General features: G+C 56.8%; 13 protein-coding genes. 4 read left to right on the forward strand and 9 right to left on the reverse strand.

What is annotated here, in order from left to right:
- The first annotated feature begins 414 nt into the window (after positions 1-414).
- A complete protein-coding gene (locus ACOTZF_RS02015) occupies positions 415-10,248 on the forward strand; it encodes an autotransporter outer membrane beta-barrel domain-containing protein (RefSeq protein ID WP_348563282.1) in 9,834 nt (3,277 codons plus the stop codon).
- A 66-nt stretch (positions 10,249-10,314) separates the two neighbouring features.
- Here ACOTZF_RS02015 and tcyP read toward each other — a convergent pair whose 3' ends face one another.
- From tcyP to hxpB, 4 genes are all read right to left on the reverse strand, one after another.
- Positions 10,315-11,706, reverse strand: a complete 1,392-nt coding sequence (gene tcyP, locus ACOTZF_RS02020) for a cystine/sulfocysteine:cation symporter (RefSeq protein WP_038419159.1) — start codon at positions 11,704-11,706, stop codon at positions 10,315-10,317.
- Between the two features lie 127 nt (positions 11,707-11,833).
- Entirely contained in the window at positions 11,834-12,424 is a 591-nt protein-coding gene (locus ACOTZF_RS02025; protein WP_013097014.1) for a metal-dependent hydrolase, read from the reverse strand.
- A 93-nt stretch (positions 12,425-12,517) separates the two neighbouring features.
- Positions 12,518-13,279, reverse strand: coding sequence for a 2-dehydro-3-deoxy-D-gluconate 5-dehydrogenase KduD (kduD, locus tag ACOTZF_RS02030; protein WP_038979918.1), 762 nt, complete (start codon positions 13,277-13,279; stop codon positions 12,518-12,520).
- 129 nt (positions 13,280-13,408) lie between these two features.
- Positions 13,409-14,080, reverse strand: a complete 672-nt coding sequence (gene hxpB, locus ACOTZF_RS02035) for a hexitol phosphatase HxpB (RefSeq protein WP_013097012.1) — start codon at positions 14,078-14,080, stop codon at positions 13,409-13,411.
- Positions 14,081-14,228: 148 nt separating this feature from the next.
- Between hxpB and ACOTZF_RS02040 the strand changes: the two genes are divergently transcribed.
- Positions 14,229-14,765 carry a YniB family protein gene (locus ACOTZF_RS02040; protein WP_020688370.1) on the forward strand — a complete coding sequence of 179 codons (537 nt, stop codon included), beginning with the start codon at positions 14,229-14,231 and terminating at the stop codon, positions 14,763-14,765.
- Positions 14,766-14,798: 33 nt separating this feature from the next.
- On the opposite strand, the gene ACOTZF_RS02045 is transcribed toward ACOTZF_RS02040, so the two are convergent.
- The 3 genes from ACOTZF_RS02045 to pfkB form a co-directional block, all read right to left on the reverse strand.
- On the reverse strand, positions 14,799-15,659 hold the full coding sequence (locus tag ACOTZF_RS02045) for a fructosamine kinase family protein (protein ID WP_038979921.1): 861 nt from the start codon (positions 15,657-15,659) through the stop codon (positions 14,799-14,801).
- A gap of 105 nt (positions 15,660-15,764) precedes the next feature.
- On the reverse strand, positions 15,765-16,055 hold the full coding sequence (gene ghoS, locus ACOTZF_RS02050) for a type V toxin-antitoxin system endoribonuclease antitoxin GhoS (RefSeq protein ID WP_013097009.1): 291 nt from the start codon (positions 16,053-16,055) through the stop codon (positions 15,765-15,767).
- A 103-nt stretch (positions 16,056-16,158) separates the two neighbouring features.
- Positions 16,159-17,091 carry a 6-phosphofructokinase II gene (pfkB, locus tag ACOTZF_RS02055; RefSeq protein ID WP_129252807.1) on the reverse strand — a complete coding sequence of 311 codons (933 nt, stop codon included), beginning with the start codon at positions 17,089-17,091 and terminating at the stop codon, positions 16,159-16,161.
- A 295-nt stretch (positions 17,092-17,386) separates the two neighbouring features.
- On the opposite strand from pfkB, the gene ACOTZF_RS02060 reads away from it, so the two are divergent.
- Positions 17,387-18,145 carry a DUF481 domain-containing protein gene (locus ACOTZF_RS02060; protein ID WP_013097007.1) on the forward strand — a complete coding sequence of 253 codons (759 nt, stop codon included), beginning with the start codon at positions 17,387-17,389 and terminating at the stop codon, positions 18,143-18,145.
- A gap of 261 nt (positions 18,146-18,406) precedes the next feature.
- Positions 18,407-18,616: a hypothetical protein gene (locus ACOTZF_RS02065; RefSeq protein WP_023620708.1), complete on the forward strand. Its 210-nt coding sequence runs from the start codon at positions 18,407-18,409 to the stop codon at positions 18,614-18,616.
- A gap of 107 nt (positions 18,617-18,723) precedes the next feature.
- On the opposite strand, the gene yniD is transcribed toward ACOTZF_RS02065, so the two are convergent.
- Together yniD and yncL are read right to left on the reverse strand one after the other, a co-directional pair.
- Positions 18,724-18,831, reverse strand: coding sequence for a small membrane protein YniD (yniD, locus tag ACOTZF_RS02070; RefSeq protein WP_008500658.1), 108 nt, complete (start codon positions 18,829-18,831; stop codon positions 18,724-18,726).
- An 85-nt stretch (positions 18,832-18,916) separates the two neighbouring features.
- Positions 18,917-19,021: a stress response membrane protein YncL gene (yncL, locus tag ACOTZF_RS02075; protein WP_071829997.1), complete on the reverse strand. Its 105-nt coding sequence runs from the start codon at positions 19,019-19,021 to the stop codon at positions 18,917-18,919.
- Positions 19,022-19,183 lie beyond the last annotated feature (162 nt).

The following is a 19,183-nucleotide window of genomic DNA, read 5'->3' on the forward strand; positions in this document are numbered from 1 at the left end:
GATATATTGCTCCGATGAATATATGGCTATTATTCATCGGAGAATAAATGTGCATTCCTGTCTGGAATGTATATTTGAAAAAAATAACACTTCAGGATTATCTGTTTTTTATGATCCTGGTCACTAATTTTTTTTGACACCTCCTAATGCTATGATTTAACGCTGAAAAAATAATGTAATATTTTAATTCATTAATTCTATCCTTTAAGTGTTGCGTCTGTTAAACACCTACGGGTCAGAAAAATGAATAAATCCTGTGCGTTGCAAAACGATGGTTTTCACTTTTCTCGTCTGGCTATCGCCATTCGAAATGCAATCCCTGTTTTAGTCCTTGCCTCGATGCCGGTATGTGCAGATACCATTATTGATAGTCAAACCTCGCCCTATATATTGTCTGGCCCAGGTCCGTTTGTAATGCCTGCACCTAACGATATTACTGTTAGCTCGGGTAGCGCAATCAGCGGCGATAATTCACAAAACTGGCTGGTAACCATTGATGATGGGGCGACGGTCAACGGTGGCTCATATGGCCTGAATCTGGGGTCCGCATCGCAAGGTACGGTGCTGAATCTCAGTGGTGATGTTACCACAACCGGCGGTGGTTCCGGCGGGAATGCCGCCGGGGTTAAGTTGAATAATGGCGGTACGCTGAATATTTTGTCTACCGGTTCTATCGACAGCAACAGCGACGGGATATTTTTGACATCGGGCGGTACGGTTAATAACAGTGGTGTAGTGAGCGGTGCCGATGGCGGAACGTCAGTCTATTTCAGTAATGGTACTGGTAGCTATGTGGGGGACAGTACTTCATCCATTGGCGGCGGGTACGGTATTATTGTCGACTCGGGCACCTCAACAATTAGAAACGCCGGTAAAATTGACTTACTGCATAATGGCGTTTGGTTCCGGGGCAGTTCCTCTGGCTCTGTCGATAACCAGGCGGGTGGCATAATTAATTCAACCAGCACCAGTAATTATGGGATTGATATAAGCGCATCAGGAACGGTGACTATTTCCAACGAAGGTTCTATTACTGGTAATACCGGGATCCTGTTAGGGACCAGCGGGCATACTCTGACAAACAGTGGCATTATTATCGGTTCCGGGGGAACCGCTATTTCGCTGACGGGGAATAATAACGCCGTCACTCTCGACACAGGGAGTAATATCACTGGCAATATCACGGCAACCGGAACCGGTAATACCCTGACGTTGAACGGGCAGGGAACGCTTAGCAGTAACGTTACTGGTGTACAAAGTATTACTGTCGCGGCAGATGTCGGCCAAAGCTGGATCCTTAGCGGCTCTTCGACTACGACGGGAATCACGAACCAGGCGCTGTATGTGCAAAGCGGCACTCTGATCCTTAATGGCGCACTGGATAACGGTGGTACCGGCGGGGGAACCACAATCAACGGCGATGCGGTCCTCCAGCTCGGTAATAATTCCGCCAGCGGCAGCGTAACGGGGAATATTGTTGATAACGGCACGCTACGCTTCTCCCGCACCGATGACATTAGCTTTGCCAATTTCATCAGCGGCAGCGGGCGCGTCAACCAGGCCGGAAGCGGCCAGACCACGCTGACCAGCGCCAATACCTACACCGGCGGCACCGTTGTGGATGCGGGAACCCTGAACGCGTCTGATGGCGGCGCTCTCGGAACCGGAAATATTACCATCAATAATGCAGGGACGCTGGACCTCTCTTTCACCGGTGATGTTTTCACCAACACCATCACCAATAACGGTGTGCTGGATGTGATTGCCGCGGATAACTCACTCGACGGAAACATCTCCGGGACGGGGGAGAACCGCGTCAGCGCGCTCAATACGACCTTCAATGGCGATAACAGCGGCTTTTCCGGTCTCTGGAATATCCTCAGCAGTGGCTCGATGTTTGCCAAAACGACGCAAAATCTGGGTGAGGGTGCGGTTCAACTGGCCGGGATATTGAACGTGGTCCCGGTGACAGGTGGTTTTCTTTTTAGCAATGCCCTTACCGGAGCCGGGATACTCAAAGTCGAATTGACGAGCGGCAACGCCTTTAATTTTGCCAGCAGCGTGGGAAACCTTTTTACAGGCACGCTGGAAATGGGCTCCGGCACCTTCAGCCTTGATGGCGATAACACCCAAACGCTAACTAACGCCACGCTGCAGCTTGATTTGGGCGGGACCACCACCGTGGGGGCAGCCCAGCAAAATGTAGGTAACCTGACGCTAAACGGCGGCATTTTACGCTTCCCGGACCTGCCTGCGGGCACAATCAATACCGGACAGCTGAACATGCTTTCCGGCACCATCCGGGTTGATCCTGACGCCATTGTCGATACCAGTAATTTGTTGAAGGCAGACGATGGCGCGGGCGTGCAGCTGGTGACATCAACCAGCAACACCGGTGCGGCGTCAGCGCTGTCGCTTCAGGATTTAACCGGAAATACCTTAACCACCTCTCAGGCGAACGTCACGCAGGGGGGCAATACCGTGGCGGTGGCAACCTACGGTGATTTCGGCCTGACCGAGAGCGGTGGGCTGGCCGTCGGGTACACCTTAAGCCAGCTGGATATCCAGGCAGGGCAAACCTTAACCCTCTCTGGCGACGCGGCCACCCCTTCCGGCGCGGCAGATATGAAAGCGTTGCTGAGCGGCAGCGGTAATCTGGCGGTCAATGCGACCGACGCCATTACCCTGACAAACGCGGGCAATACCTATACCGGCACCACGACCGTGACCGGTGGCATCCTGCGCACGGGCGCGTTAAACGTGATTGACGACAGCAGCCAGGTCACCTTAAACAGCGGAACTGCGTTCGATCTGAACGGTTTCGATCAGAGCGTAAATAACCTCAGCGGTGCCGGGAACGTGACCCTGGGGGCAACTACTCTGACGGAGAATACTGCAGGCACCGTGACCTACGGCGGCGTAATCAGCGGCACCGGGGCAGTGACGGCCGCCGGAACAGGAACCTGGATCCTGACGGGGGATAATAACTGGACCGGCGGTACAACCATTGATTCTGGCGTGTTACAGCTGGGGGCTGGCGGTACCACGGGGGGGATTACCGGCGATATCACCAACAACGGAGCGCTGGTGGTCAACCGTTCCAGCGCCCTGACGCTGGGCGGAGCCATTGACGGGACGGGGACGCTAACCCAAAGCGGAACGGGAGAGACCACGCTGAGCGGGGCAAACAGCTACAGCGGCGGGACAACGGTCAGCGCCGGCACCCTGAATGCCGCCAGCGCGACGGCGCTGGGCACAGGCGACGCGACGGTCAGCAGCGGTGCGACGCTGGATCTCTCCTTCACCGGTGGAACCCTGACGAACAACATCGCCAACGCAGGTCTGCTGGCGGTCACCGGCGCGAATGCGACGCTCAGCGGCAGCATCACCGGGGCGGGCGAGAACCGCATCAGCGCCCTGAACACCACGCTGAGTGGCGATAACACCCTCTTTACCGGCAACTGGAATATCACTAACGGCGCTTCGGCGAACGTGACCGGCGGGCAAAACCTGGGGGATGCCGCCGTTAATCTGGACGGCACGCTGAATATTGCTCCGGCTAGCGGGGGATATACCTTTACCAACGCCCTGACCGGCGGGGGCCTGATGACCGCCACCGTGACAGGCGGCAACGCCTTTGCCTTTGATGGCACCGTCGGCAGCGCCTTTACCGGTACGCTGCAGCTCGGGCAAGGCACGTTTGCTCTCTCGGGCGTTAACACCACCACTCTGACCAACGCCACCCTACAGCTTGATGGCGGTAACACCACAACGGTGGGGAGCGGCACGCAAACACCCGGCAACCTGACGCTGAACGGCGGAACCCTGCGCTTTGCGAATCTCGCCTCCGGGGTGATCGCTACTGGCCAGCTGGGGCTGACGTCCGGGACGGTGCAAATCGATCCCACCCAGGTCGCCAGCAGCGGGGGCTCGCTGTTAACCGAGGATGATGGTTCCGGGCTGCAGTTGATTACCGCCACCGGCACCAGCGGTGCCGCATCGAACCTGACCCTGACAGATCTCTCCGGGGCCGCGCTGAGCAGTTCGCTGGTCAATATTGATCAGAACGGCGCGACGGTTGCCATTGGTACCTACGGCTACAGCCTGAACAATACCAATGGGCTGGGCGTCGGTTACACCCTTAACCAGCTCGATCTGCAGTCCGGCCAGACGCTTACGCTTTCTGGTGACACCGCCACCCCGGCCGGCGCGTCGGACATGAAGGCGTTAATCAGCGGCAGTGGCAATCTGGCGATTGACGCGACCAACGCGCTCACCCTCACCAATGCCGGTAACACCTATACCGGTACCACCACGGTAACGGGCGGTACACTGCGCGCAGGCGCGCTTAATGTGATTGATGACAGCAGTCAGGTCACGCTGAACAACGGCACCACTTTCGATCTGAACGGCTTCAATCAGAGCGTGAATAATCTGACCGGCACGGGCAACGTCACGCTGGGTGCCAGCACCCTGACGGAGAACACCACCGGCAGCGTCACTTATGGGGGCGCGATCGGCGGCACCGGCTCGGTCACCACCGCAAGCACCGGGACGTGGATCCTCACCGGGAATAACGCCTGGACCGGCGGTACGACGCTGGGCGGTGGGGTATTACAGCTGGGCGCGGGCGGCACCAGCGGGTCGATTGTCGGCAACGTGGTGAACAATGCGGAACTGGTTATTAACCGTTCAGACGATGTCACGTTAGCGGGGGCAATAAGCGGTTCAGGGACACTGACCCAGAACAGCTCTGCGACCGGGACGACGACGTTAACCGGAACGAATAGCTACACCGGGGCGACCACCGTGCAGCAGGGCACCCTGCAGTTGGGCAACGGCGGGACCACCGGCTCCCTTGCCGGCACCAGCGCGATTACGCTCGACAGCGGGGCGGCGCTGGCCTTTAACCGCAGCAACGCCATGACGGTCGCCAACGCGATTACCGGCGATGGTCGGGTCTCGCAGGTCGGCAGCGGAACGACCGTGATGAGCGGCACCAGTGCCTACACCGGCGGGACCACGGTTGCGGCAGGAACGTTAAACGCCGCGAACAGCAGCGCTCTGGGTAGCGGGGCAGCAACCGTTGACAGCGGTGCCAGCCTGCTGCTCTCGTTCAGTAACGGTACGTTTGCCAATGCTGTTGCCAATGGCGGATTACTGAACGTTACAGGCGCGGGGAATACGCTCAACAGCACCCTCACCGGGGCGGGCGAGAACCGCATCAGTGCGCTCAATACCACGCTCGGCGGGGATAACACCCTCTTTACCGGCAACTGGAACATTATCAGCGGCGGTGAGGCGAACGTGGCGGGCGGACAAAACCTCGGGGACGCCGCCGTTAATCTGAACGGTACCCTGAACATTGCCCCGGCCAGCGGGAATTATACCTTCACCAATACCCTGACCGGCTCAGGGCTGATGACCGCCGCGCTTGCCAGCGGCAGTAGCTTTGCCTTTGATAATACCGTCGGCAGCGCCTATACCGGCACGCTCCGCCTGGGGCAGAGCCTTTTCAACCTGGCGGGTGACAATACCGCAGCGCTGACCAACGCGACCTTGCAGCTGGATAACAACAGCGAAACCACGGTGGGCGCGGGAACGCAAACCATCGGCAACCTGACGATGAACGGCGGGGCACTGGTCTTTAACGGCGAGGTTCCGCCCGGACAGCCGGATGGCGTGGTGGCGGTGGGCGACCTGACGCTAAACAGCGGTGAAATTCGCACCGAAGCGCCGTCCGCCGGTATTCCTAACCCGGCGCCAACGGGGCAGAACCTGATGGAAGAGGACGATCGGGCGATCCTGTCCCGGCTGGTCTCCGCTTCCGGCACGGTGACCGGTACGGCGAATAACCTGACCCTGACTGACCATGATGGCAACGCCATCAGCGATCCGCAGCAGTTTGCGATAACGGAAGGGGGGACGGCGGTGGCCAATGCCACCTACAACTATGCCCTCAGTACCGGTACCAGTAACGACGGCCTGTATATCCAGTACGGTTTAACCACGCTCGATCTGCTGAGTGCGCAGACGTTACACCTGACGTCGGATGCCGGAGCGACTGGGGCCGCGGCAACGCTGTCGGCGCAGGTGACCGGCGTCGGTAATCTTGACGTTGATGCCAGTGCGGCTGGCGGCCAGACCGTTACCCTCAATAACAGCAGCAACAACTACACCGGGACCACCAGCGTATCTGGCGGAACGTTGCGTCTGGGCAGCAATCAGGCGCTCGGTAACACCAGCCTGCTTACCATCAACACTGGCGCAAACGCCAATATCAACGGCATGACCCAGACCATTGGCGTGCTGGCGGGCGATGGCGGTCTGGCGATTAACGGCGGTAACCTGACCATCAGCAACGGAGGAACGTTTGGCGGGGTGACCAGCGGCGCGCTCGGTAATCTGACGCTCACTGGCGGCACGCTGACCCTGACGGGGGCAAATACCTTTACCGGCCTCACCACGATTAACAGCGGCGCGGTCATGCAGGTTGGCGCGGGCGGGACAACCGGAAGCGTGGCCGGGCCGATCGCGGATAATGGCACCCTGAGCTTTAATCGCAGCGATAACGTGGCCCTGACGGGGGTGGTGTCCGGTAGCGGTGAACTGCACCAGGACGGTGCCGGTACGCTGTTTATCAACAGCAGCGTCGGAGTGACCGGGCCGGTGGTCATTAATAGCGGAACCGTAAGCATCGGCGATGGCACCACGGACGGCAGCGTGGCCGGAAATATCGTCAACAACAGCGCCCTGCAGTTCAACCGCAGCGACTGGCGCTACGGCGGCGTGATTAGCGGGGCGGGGACGGTGGAACAGGTCAGCGGCAGTCAGACGACGCTGACCGCAGCCAACACCTACAGCGGCGCCACTACCGTCAGCGCAGGAACGTTAAACGCGGCGAACGTTGCCGCCCTGGGAACCAGCGCCGCGACGGTTAACAGTGGCGCAACGCTGGCGCTCTCGTTTGCGAATGGCACCTTTGGCAACGCGGTGGACAATAACGGCGTGCTGAACATCAGCGGTGCCGGAAACACCCTCACCACCAACATCACCGGTACGGGAACCAACCGCATCAGTGCCCTGCAAACCACAATAGCAGGGGATAACAGCGCCTTTAACGGCAGCTGGGATATTACCGGTAGCGGTGGAGCGACCGTTACCACTCAGGAAAACCTCGGCGGCTCACCGGTGCAGTTGAACGGCATTCTCAACGTCAGCCCGGCCAGCGGCGGCTTTACGTTTATCAACGCGCTGACCGGCAACGGCCTGCTGGCCGCGACAATGGGAAGTATCAGCGATGCCTTTAACTTTGCGGCCACGGCGGGGAATGCGTTTAACGGCATTGTGGCGCTGCGTCGCGGTACGATGGCGCTGGAGGGTGATAACACCAGCGCGTTAGCCAACGCCACGCTGTTGCTGGGGATCGGGGCAATCGCCACGCTCAACAGCGACCAGACTATCGCAAACCTGACGTTCAACGGTGGGCTGCTGGACGTGGCGATGAGCACGCCTTCCTCGGCAAATATCCTGACGGTGAATAACCTGAACGTCGATTCTGCCGTTACGCCGCCAGACGTGGGCGTCGTTAATCTGCAGACTACCTCCCTGCCACCGGGGACTAAACCAGACGGCAACTTCCTCGATCAGGATAACGAGGTGGATAACGGTATTCAGGTGGTGAAAGCGACAACCGTCAGTTCGGAAGGGACGCATCTGACCCTGCAGCTGGATGGCGCAGCCCCGGCTGACGAGACGGATCAGGTCTCTGACGGCTTTGGTCATGACGACGTGCTGGCTACCTACGGCTATACCGCCGTCATGACCGCGGGTGCGAATGCCCCTGACGGTCCGGGGCTGTATGCGGGGTATATGCTTAAGGTGCTGAACAGCCTGTCAACGGCGGTGATCGATACCACCGGAGCCACCGACAGCACGCTGGGTGCGCAACTGACCGGCGTGGGCGATTTCGAATTCCGCGCCAACGACGGCACCCTCACGCTGGCGAACACCGCGAACGATTATCAGGGGAATACGCAGGTGACCAGTGGCACCTTGCTGCTCGGTGGGAATAACACCCTCGGCCAGACCCGCGCCCTGAACATAGCTGACGGTGCGACGACCAACCTCAACGGATTCAGCCAGAGCATTGGCGCGCTCAACGGCGCGGCGGGGAGTACGCTCGCGCTGAACGGCGGCGCGCTGACCGTGACCAACGGCGGGCAGAGCTACGGGGCATTAACCGGGGGCGGTAACCTCAACCTGACCGGCGGCGAGTTGATCGTTACAAACGCTAACGATGCGCTGACCGCGACCGTGGATATCGACAGCGGGGCAACGGCGCGCCTCAAAAACGCGGCCGGGCTGGGCAGCGGCGCGGTCACGCTGGACGGCACGCTGGTGCTGGATACCGTAAAAGGATCCCTGGCTAATGCCGTCCAGGGGGCAGGGGCCATGAACCTGGTCAACAGCAGCGACGTGATCCTCACCGGCAATAACGCGGACTTTAGCGGCGACATCAACATTGGTACTGCGAATCGCCTGACGGCGCAGCAGCCTGCCAGCCTCGGTACGTCCACTCTCATCAATAACGGCGAACTGGTGCTGAACGCCAGCGACAACTGGGCGTTTGCCAACACGATGAGCGGCAGCGGCCTGTTGACCAAAGCGGGCGCCGGGAGGGTTACGCTCGCCAGTGACTATGCCCATACGGGGGGCACGCACGTTGAATCAGGTACGCTGGCGCTGGATAACCGCGCGGCGGCTCTCTCCGGCGGTGGGGCCGTCACGGTGGATGAGGGGGCCACGCTCGGCGGCTACGGTAAGATCGTCGGGAATGTCACCAGCAGAGGGACGGTTTCCGCCGGTGATGCCATTACCTCGCTGACCGGTGGTGCAGGGAATCTGACCATCCAGGGGGATCTCGATAACTTCAATACCGTTAACCTGGCGGGGAATAGCGTGGGTAACACGCTCACCGTCACCGGGAATTATACCGCCCACAGCACGCTGGTGCTCAATACGGTGCTGGGCGGGGATAATTCGAAAACCGATAAGCTGGTGGTGCAGGGCGATACCAGTGGTCATACCGACGTTTATGTCAATAACAAAGGTGGAACCGGCGCGCAGACCGTCAATGGTATTCGCGTCATTGAGGTGGATGGGGCGTCAAACGGGGACTTCACCCTTGCGAACCGCGTGGTCGCTGGTGCTTATGATTATCGGCTGCTAAAAGGCACGCCAACCAGCAATGACGGCGACTGGTATCTGCGGGTTCCCGTTGAGCAACCGGTCGTGCCGATTCGCCCGGAAGCGGGGGCCTATCTGGGTAACCAGAGCGCGGCGATGGACATGTTCACCCATAGTCTGCATGACCGTCTGGGGGAAAGCCTGTTTGTCACCGGTAACGGTCAGCAGCTGAACGCGCCGTCTGCCTGGATCCGCACCTTCGGCAGCCGTACCGACAGCCGAAGCGCGGGACAGATTGGGCAGGATACCTGGAGTAATGGCCTGCAGCTTGGTTTCGATCTTGCCAGTAACCTGCAGGTCCAGAACCGCTGGCAGGTGGGTGTCATGGCGGGCTACGGCTCCGCGCGGACCCGTAACCAGAGCGACGGCCAGAGCACCGTCGCCCGCAGCAAAGTGGATGGCTACAGCGTCGGTCTGTATGGGACCTGGTTTGCGGATGGACGCCCGGAAGGGACGGGACCGTACATTGATACCTGGACGCAGTATGGCTGGTACAACAACAAGGTGAACGGAGACGATCTGCCGGAACAGAAATACGACAGCACGACCCAGGCCGTTTCGGTGGAGGGGGGCTGGGCCTTCAACGTCTTTAACACCTCGCTGATGAGCTTCTTCGTGCAGCCTCAGGAGCAGGTTATCTACACGCATTACGATGCGGACGATGTGAAAGAGAACAACGGTACAAAAGTGAAGATGAACGACGGTGGTTTCAGCAACCGTCTGGGCGTAAGGATCTACGGCTATTCCGCAGACAAGAAGGGACGTCAGTGGCAGCCGTTTATCGAGGCGAACTGGCTCTATAACGGCTATACCGACGCCGTGAAAATGGACAGCACGCGTCTGGAATCCGATACGCCGAAGCATCGCTATGAGGTAAAAGCTGGGGTAGAAGCGAAACTGAGTAACCAGTGGAGCCTGTGGGGCAACATCGGTACCCAGCAGGGCGCCAGCGAGTACCGTAACGTAGAGGGCGGTCTCGGGGTGAAATACACCTGGTAAAATTAGCGGACATAAAAAAGCCCATCACGTCGCGGATGGGCTTTTTTTATTCTCACAGGAACGTGATTAACGGTGCGCCAGCTCGGCGTCGTCTTCACTATCCAGGATGGCTTTGTCGGTCTGCTTCAGCCACTGGCTGGTCAGCGTACCGGCCGTCATTGAGCCGCTCACGTTCAGTGCGGTACGCCCCATGTCGATCAGCGGTTCAACGGAGATCAGCAGGGCCACCAGCGTTACCGGCAGGCCCAGCGCAGGCAGAACAATCAGCGCGGCGAAGGTAGCACCGCCGCCCACGCCCGCAACGCCTGCGGAGCTAATGGTGACAATACCGACCAGCGTAGCAATCCAGACCGGATCCAGCGGATTGATCCCAACCGTTGGCGCAACCATCACGGCCAGCATCGCCGGGTAGAGACCCGCACACCCGTTCTGACCAATCGTGGCACCAAAGGAGGCCGAGAAGCTGGCAATAGACTCAGGTACACCCAGGCGACGAGTCTGCGCTTCGACGTTCAGCGGAATAGATGCGGCGCTGGAACGGCTGGTGAAGGCAAAGGTCAGCACCGGCCAGACTTTACGGAAGTATTTCAGCGGGCTTACGCCGTTCACACCCAGCAGGATGCCGTGTACGACAAACATAATGCCCAGACCCAGATAAGAGGCGACGACGAAGCTGCCCAGCTTAATGATGTCCTGCAGGTTAGAGCCAGCAACCACTTTGGTCATCAGCGCCAGAACACCGTAAGGGGTCAGCTGCATCACCAGACGAACCAGCTTCATCACCCAGCTTTGCAGGGTATCGATAGCGGTCAGCACGCGCTCGCCTTTCGGCGCATCGTCTTTCAGCAGTTTCAGTGCCGCCACGCCCAGGAAGGCAGCGAAAATCACCACGCTGATGATGGAAGTTGGGCTGGCGCCTGTCAGGTCAGCAAACGGGTTCTTCGGAATGAAGGAGAGCACCATCTGCGGCACCGTCAGGTCAGCGACTTTACCCACGTAGTTGGTCTGAATTGCGGTCAGGCGCGCGGTTTCAGCTGTACCCTGAACCAGACCCTCGGCGGTCAGGCCGAACAGGTTGGTCACCAGCACCCCCACCAGCGCAGCAATCAGCGTGGTAAACAGCAGCGTACCGATGGTCAGGAAACTGATTTTACCCAACTGCGTAGCGTTATGCAGACGAGCAACAGCGCTCAGAATAGAGGCAAATACCAGCGGCATGACGATCATCTGCAGCAACTGGACATAGCCGTTACCGACAATATTGAACCACTGAATGGAGTCTTTCAGTATCGGGCTATCGGAGCCGTAGACGGCATGTAAGGCCAGGCCAAACACGACACCCATGACCAGACCCACCAGCACTTTCTTCGCCAGGCTCCACTGTTTGTGACGCGCCTGGGCGAGAAGCAATAGCAATATAACGAACACGACAATGTTCGCGATGAGTGGAAAATTCATCCCCGTTCTCCTGATTTATTATGTGGCCGGTTTTTACCGGTCCTGTTGGCGCAAGGTTAGCAGAAGTGTGATGTCGCGCTTATATCCAAATGGAATGGGTTATGACAAATGCGATAATTTTGCTGGTTTACTGTTCAATCTGGTGATGAATAAAGCGATTGAACTGAAATTGCAGCGAATTGATCATCTGAGATGACCAGCGCACTGCACTGTTTTCGGGCAATGTCTGCGGCATCCAGACGGCATAGGCGAACAGAGCCATGCACAACACGCGCTCAAGCTGATTCCCTTTCTGGGGAACGAGAACAGGCAGGCGGAAACGCCAGCGGCAGGGCCACAGCAGCGGCACGCCAGCAGGCGTCAGCATATCGGCGAGAATATGACTCAAATAGCCCAACACCATGCCCTGAATGGCATCGGCGGGCACTATCCAGCTTTCAGGTACTTTTAAATAGAACAGCGTCAGCAGGGCGAACACGGCCAGCAGGCTGTGCGTAAACCCGCGATGGCCAAACGCACGGGCGATAGGTTTTGAGATCCACTTCAGGCGTTGCCCAAGAAAAGATTTAGGATGGTCGATGTCGGGTAACAGGCAGGTCAGCACGGCAGAAGGAACAATATGCCACCAGTCCCCCTGTGCAAGCACGGGGGTAAGCTCAGCGTTTTTGGCAAATACTGCGCACGCAATGGAAAAAAGCAGGTGGCCTTCCGCCGTCATGATAAAACCCAGGAAACTGTCAATTCATACAGTATAGGGTTTTTATACAGTAGGCGAAAGAGGTGACGGTGTAACTCTTTGTCACAAAGCGGGTCAACGCGCCAGCCAGCCCCCGTCGACGGCCAGGGTATGGCCGTTCACGTAGTCTGACGCGGCGGAGGCCAAAAACACCACCGGGCCCTGCAGATCTTCCGGTACGCCCCAACGCCCGGCAGGAATGCGGTCAAGGATTTCCTGGCTACGCTGCTCGTCATCACGCAGCTGCTGCGTATTATTGGTCGCCATGTAACCCGGTGCGATAGCGTTGACGTTAATACCATGCGCCGCCCACTCGTTCGCCAGCAGACGGGTGATCCCCAGCACGCCACTTTTTGAGGCGGTATAAGAGGGCACGCGGATGCCGCCCTGGAAGGAGAGCATTGAGGCGATGTTGATGATTTTTCCACCCTGGCCCTGGGCGATAAATTGCTTTGCCACGGCCTGTGAGAGGAAAAAGACGGATTTCAGATTGAGGTCGATCACCTCATCCCAGTCCTTTTCCGTGAACGCCAGGGCATCTTCCCGGCGAATCGTCCCGGCGTTATTCACCAGAATATCGACGCGCCCCATCTCAGCGACGGCACGCTCCACAACGCCCTGAAGACTCGCCTGCTGGCCGAGGTCGGCCCGAATGGCCGTAAACCGTCTGCCGAGCCCCGTCACGCTGGCCGCTGTTTGCTCAGGCGCTTTACGGTTGACGCCCACGATATCGCAGCCCGCCTGTGCCAGCGCGATGGCCATGCCTTGCCCCAGACCGGTATCGCATCCGGTGACGATGGCCACTTTTCCTGAAAGAGTAAAGGTATCCAGTATCATTCGCGCCTCAGAAGCAGGTGATTGTCGTTCTGAAACTTAGAATAGGAGTCGGGCGTGAGAAATGCAACCGAAATGGAACGGTGTTTTATTTTATTTTCAGGCAGCACGAGGCTGCCTGAAACAGAGCGTTTATTCGCCTCGCAGGTGTTGCACCGTCAGGTCAGCCAGGGAGTTTAGCTTCACGTCGGCAAGCGCAAAACGGGGATCGTGTCGGCCCTCTTCAGCAGGAACGACAATGGAACGCATCCGCGCAGCTTTAGAGGCCACCATGCCGTTAACGGAATCTTCCAGCGCCACGCAGGTTAGCGGATCAAGACCGAGCTTAGCGGCACAATCCATATACACCTGGGGATGGGGCTTACTGTAGGGGAGCTTTTCCGCAGAGGCCAGCGCATCGAAACTGTCACGCAGCTCGAACATGGTGAGCACTTTTTCCAGCATGTGCAGCGGGGAGGCGGAGGCCAGTCCCACCTTCAGCCCCTGCGCCTTGCACAGGGCGACAGCTTCACGGACGCCCGGCAGCAGCGGCCTGGACTCTTCCACCAGCGCAATGGCGCGGCTGATAATGCGGGCGGTGACCTCATCGCGATCCGGGCCCACCCATGGCTGATGGGCATACCACAGGTCAACCACCATATCGATACGCAAGCCCAGCGTATCCGGGAGTTCATGGCGGCGGCTGATATCGACGCCGAGGCTGGCCATGACGTCCAGTTCAGCACGATCCCAGAGCGGTTCGGAATCGATCAGTAATCCATCCATGTCAAAAATAGCGGCAAGAATTTGGCGCGGTGTCGACATCACAACGTCTCCTTATTAAGGGTGTACGACAGACGATACGTGCTAAGTACAATCTGCAATTTAGCATATTGCCTTTAAAGATCGGGCGAAAATGACGGTCAGGAGGTAGACTTAGCCACAAATAACGCGTCTTTATGAAGAGGAACTGATGACGTATCAACAAGCTGGACGCATTGCTGTCTTAAAACGGGTTGCTGGCTGGGTGATTTTTATTCCTGCCGTTATTTCTACGCTGATTTCTGTGCTCAAGTTTATGTACGATCACAGCGAAAAACAGCCGGGTATCAATGCGGTCATGCTTGATTTTGCGCATGTCATGATTGAGATGATGCGTTTCAACACGCCATTTTTGAATATCTTCTGGTTCAACTCGCCCACGCCGGACTTTCACCAGCAGCTGAATATCGGGTTTTGGGTGATTTATGCGCTGATCTTTGTCGCCATGGCGTTACAGGCGTCAGGCGCACGCATGAGCCGTCAGACCCGTTTTTTACGTGAAGGGGTGGAAGACCAGATGATTCTGGAACAGGCCAAAGGCCCGGAAGGGATGACGCGTGAACAGATCGAGTCCCGCATCGTGGTGCCGCGTCACTCTATCTTCCTGCAAATCTTTCCGCTCTATGTCCTGCCGGTGATCATTATTGTGGCGGGCTACTTCTTTTTCTCACTGCTCGGCTTTTTATAATCACAGGGTGGCCTGAGGCCACCCGTCCTGCCTTCACGCGGCCAGCACGCGCTCAACCGCCCGCTGTGCGTTCACCAGATGCTCACCCCCAAACAGGATTGCGCGGTTCATCAGGGTATAAAGCTGATACACCGGCTGACGGTCGAGGAAGCCCTGCGGTAAGGGGGAGATTGACTGATAGCCGTCATAAATTTGTGGCGGCTGCTCGGGGTGCAGGGGCAGCATGGCGAGATCGCACTCTCTGTCGCCCCAGTAGCAGGCCGGATCGTATATATACGGCCCATTGGGGCCCAGCGCGCAGTTATCGGACCACAAATCGCCGTGCAGCAAAGAAGGCTGAGGCTGATGAGAGGCCAGGCGCTGCTGTATATGCTCGACGATAGCATCAATGTTGCCAAATTCGAGGCCTTTCTCGGCGGCGAGCTCAAGTTGCCAGCCGATACGCTGCTCGGCAAAAAAGGTTGACCAGCGGCGTTGCCAGGCATTCGGTTGTGGTGTGGTGGAGAGATCGTTATCAAAGTCGAGACCAAACTGCGGCTGGTCGCTCCATTGATGCAGGCGCGCTATCTGCTGTCCCAGAATAAACGCATTGTGGGCATCCAGCGGACGGGCAGGGAGATATTCCATCACCAGAAAGCTGTAGTCGCGGTCGCTGCCCACGGCCAGCACCTCCGGGACGGTGACCGTTTTGCTGCGCGACAACAGTTCCAGTTGATCGGCTTCGGCGGTGAAAATCGGGAGCAACTCTCGCTCGTCGCATTTTACGAAGAGATCGCGCCCTGAGTAGCGTATGTGCCATGCGGCGTGGATCTCTCCGCCTGGCAGTTCGTTACGCAGTTCAATTTCACCTTCGCCCAGTTGTTCACGTAAAAGATGACTGATAGCCTGCCACATGATCTCTCTCCCATGTTGTCTGCCAGATCATAAAGTTAGCGCATAACTGCGGTAAAAAAATACGAACTAACGCACACCTGAGCGGTTTACCTTCATGCAGGGCACTTATTGTTCTTTTTTCTGCCAGGTTTCCCAGGTATCCACATCAATTTCGGCAGGTTTATCGGTCACGCTCTCAGCCAGGCTTTCCGCCAGCGCGCGAACCTCCTCTTCGCTCAGGGCGCTTATCAGGCCGAATGCCAGCGTGCCTAAATCATGAATATTGCCTTCTTCATCCGTCAGCGTGAGCAGGAAATTGGCCCGGGTAAAGGCGTTGTTAAGCTCATTCAGCTCGGTCAGCGACGCTTCATGAATGTTGACGGTAACGACGTAGCGGGTGATGTCACCACTGCTCATAATTCACCTCGTTGTTATCATGAAAGTTTTCTTAGCATAGTCGATAGTGTGTGTTTGGCGACTTTGCACTGCATTTCCCCTTCAGGGTGAAGGGGAAAGCGGGTTAATTTCGGGACAGGTAATCGACAATTTTTTGCGTATCGGCCAGCGAACACAGCCGCGTTCCCTGGTTGATGGTTGCCGCGCTACCTGCCGCCACGCCGTAGCGTGTCATCTCCAGCAGCGTCGCGCCCTGCGCCAGTTTTAGCGTCATTGCCCCAACCATGCTGTCGCCTGCGCCTACGGTGCTCTGGCTTTTCATCGGCGGCGGGACAACCTGCACTGACCCCGTTTCATCCACGGCCAGCGCCCCTTGTGGGCCAAGAGAGACCACCACGCGCCGCGCTTTACCCGTGCGCACCAACTCCTGGGCCGCGCTGCGCACATCATCCGGCTGATTGAGTTCGCGGTTTACCAGCGCGCTCAGCTCTTTCTGGTTTGGTTTGACCAGCTCAAGATTGCCCGGCTCTAACGCTGCCTGCAACGCCTCGCCACTGCTGTCTACAATACAGCGGATACCGCGCTGCTGTGCGGCCCGAATGAGCGCCGTCAGCTTTTCCGTACTGACACCGGGTGGCAGACTGCCGCTGATGACCAGCAGTGAACCGCTTTCAATCGTCAGCACTTTCTCTTCAAGCTGACGGAACTCGTCGTCGCTCAGTCTGGCGCCTGGCATCACAAAGCGATATTGCTCTCCGCTGGACTCCACGTGCACGTGCAGATTTTGACGTGTCCAGTCTTTGGCCTCGACCGTCTCCACGGCGACCTGTTCATCTGCCAGCAGAGAGACGAGATGTTCGCCGGTGGCACCGCCTGCGGGGAATATCGCCGTAGCTTTCCCACCGAGATGGGTGATGGCGCGTGCCACGTTGATCCCCCCGCCGCCGGGCTCAAACACCGGGGCACTGCAGCGGAGTTTACCTTCCGGGTAAATCTGCGGCGTGAGGGTGGCGGAATCGAGGGAAGGGGAGAGCGTCAGAGTGTAGATAGAAACCATCATTACCTCCTTTTAGCGTGGGTTCCTTTTAGTCTGGCACCATTTGGCAGGAAGGCAATGTAAATAACAGTATGATTTTCAATATGAATAATGACAAAGCGAAGGCTAAGCGATATATAAAATAAAACGCATTTTGGGATCGTTCTTATTCAAAAAATGAAATAAGAAAACATTGCTATGTTATTTGCGGCTTTTTATAATTTGTTACCTTTCTCTGGACGCCTTGTCATTGATCCTCAAGAAAGTTTCCGGGACCGTGTGGTCTCTTTTTTTGTTGTACGGACTCCTTAATAAAATGAAGCTTTTGAAGACAGTGCCCGCTGCACTGATGCTGGCGGGTGGCGTGTTTGCGGCTATGAGCGCAACCGCTGATGATTCCGTTTTTACTGTCATGGACGATCCCACCGCGGCGAAAAAACCTTTTGAAGGTAATTTGAACGCCGGGTACCTGGCGCAATCCGGTAACACGAAAAGCTCCTCTCTGACGGCGGATAGCACGTTGACCTGGTACGGTAACACCACCGCCTGGTCTCTGTGGGGAAACGCCAGCAACACCTCCGCTAACGATGAACGCTCCTCCGAGAAATACGCGGTAGGTGGACGTAGCCGTTACAACATGACTGACTATGACTACCTGTTTGGCCAGGCAAGCTGGCTGACTGACCGCTACAACGGCTATCGTCAACGCGATGTCTTCACCGCAGGTTATGGTCGTCAGTTCCTGAACGGTCCGGTTCATAGCTTCCGCTTCGAATTCGGTCCGGGTGTCCGTTATGACGAGTTCACCGACGGCGATACCAAAACGCAACCGCTCGGCTATGCGTCTGGCACCTACGCCTGGCAGATGACCGACAACACGAAGTTCACCCAGGGTGTTTCTGTGTTTGGCGCCGAGGACACAACGCTGAATTCTGAGACAGCGCTGAATGTGGACATCAACGAACACTTTGGCCTGAAAGTGGCCTATAACGTGACCTGGAACTCTTCGCCTCCAGAGACTGCGCCGGATCATACCGACCGCAGAACCACCGTTTCACTGGGCTATAAGATGTAATGCAGACGGGCCGATTATTTCGGCCCGTTTTTTATTTTCAGAAACTGTGCTGTTTTATATTAAACGCCGTTTTAAAATAATTGGTCCTCAAAAATCTTCTTAATTTCTTCATAATTCATCCTGGCCAGACCGCATTCTGTTTATTTGACACAAATTGATAATAACCAGGCGAGGCAAAAGGATGAACCAGCGTTATACTCAATACACAGGCATTTATTTGCCTTGAGAAGTATTGCATGTCTTCAGAAAGAGAATAATAGTATGAAAAAAATCAAAAATACTGCTGCAGCCATGGTGCTTTCTGCACTTTCGTTTGGTGTATTCGCTGCAGATGATGCCAGTCAGGTTGGAATGACTCACGCTTCTGACGTTGAAGCCGGGTCAAACATCGCGCCGGGCGCGCCGTCTACCGGTCAATCAATGAATGACGCGTTTGATGTACATAAACTGGTAGCAGGTGAATGGTCCTGACAGGTAATTGTGTACGCCATTATTCCACCTGTATTTCGCCTTGACGAAAAACAGGTGGAATATCGATAACGTGTTTTATTCTGTACGCCGTTGCGTCAAATTCCCGCTTAGCCCCAAATCATCGCCGCCCAACGCAATAGCAGCATTGCACCGCAGATGGCAATTAAGACCAGCACCATTTTCCAGTGTTTGACGGCAAATCGTTTTGTTGGCATAACCTAATCCTTGTCTGTTGATGCCTTCAGTCTATCAAAATACGCGCTGTCGGGGACAGAAGGTTATGCCACATCATCGGTTGGGCTAGAACCAATGAAATCTCTCGGCAAGGATCAACGCTAAACCGGCAGCAGAAAGTATATTCAATATCACTACGGTTCTACTGGATACATTCATGTGATGCCTCATGGCTGTGTCAGGACCTGTTCAAGAATAGCTCAACAATCGGGTATTGCGAGCTCTGGTAGGCGATCGTGCCCTCATACGTTCAAACTGGTCGCAGAGGGTGCATACGCCCTGTCATTAGTGTTACCATTAGAAAGCCTGCCGTAAACCGGCATTATTCTGATT

Origin of the sequence: Enterobacter cloacae complex sp. SHL021, assembly GCF_049237765.1 — a bacterium.
Classification (GTDB): Bacteria; Pseudomonadota; Gammaproteobacteria; order Enterobacterales; family Enterobacteriaceae; genus Enterobacter; species Enterobacter cloacae.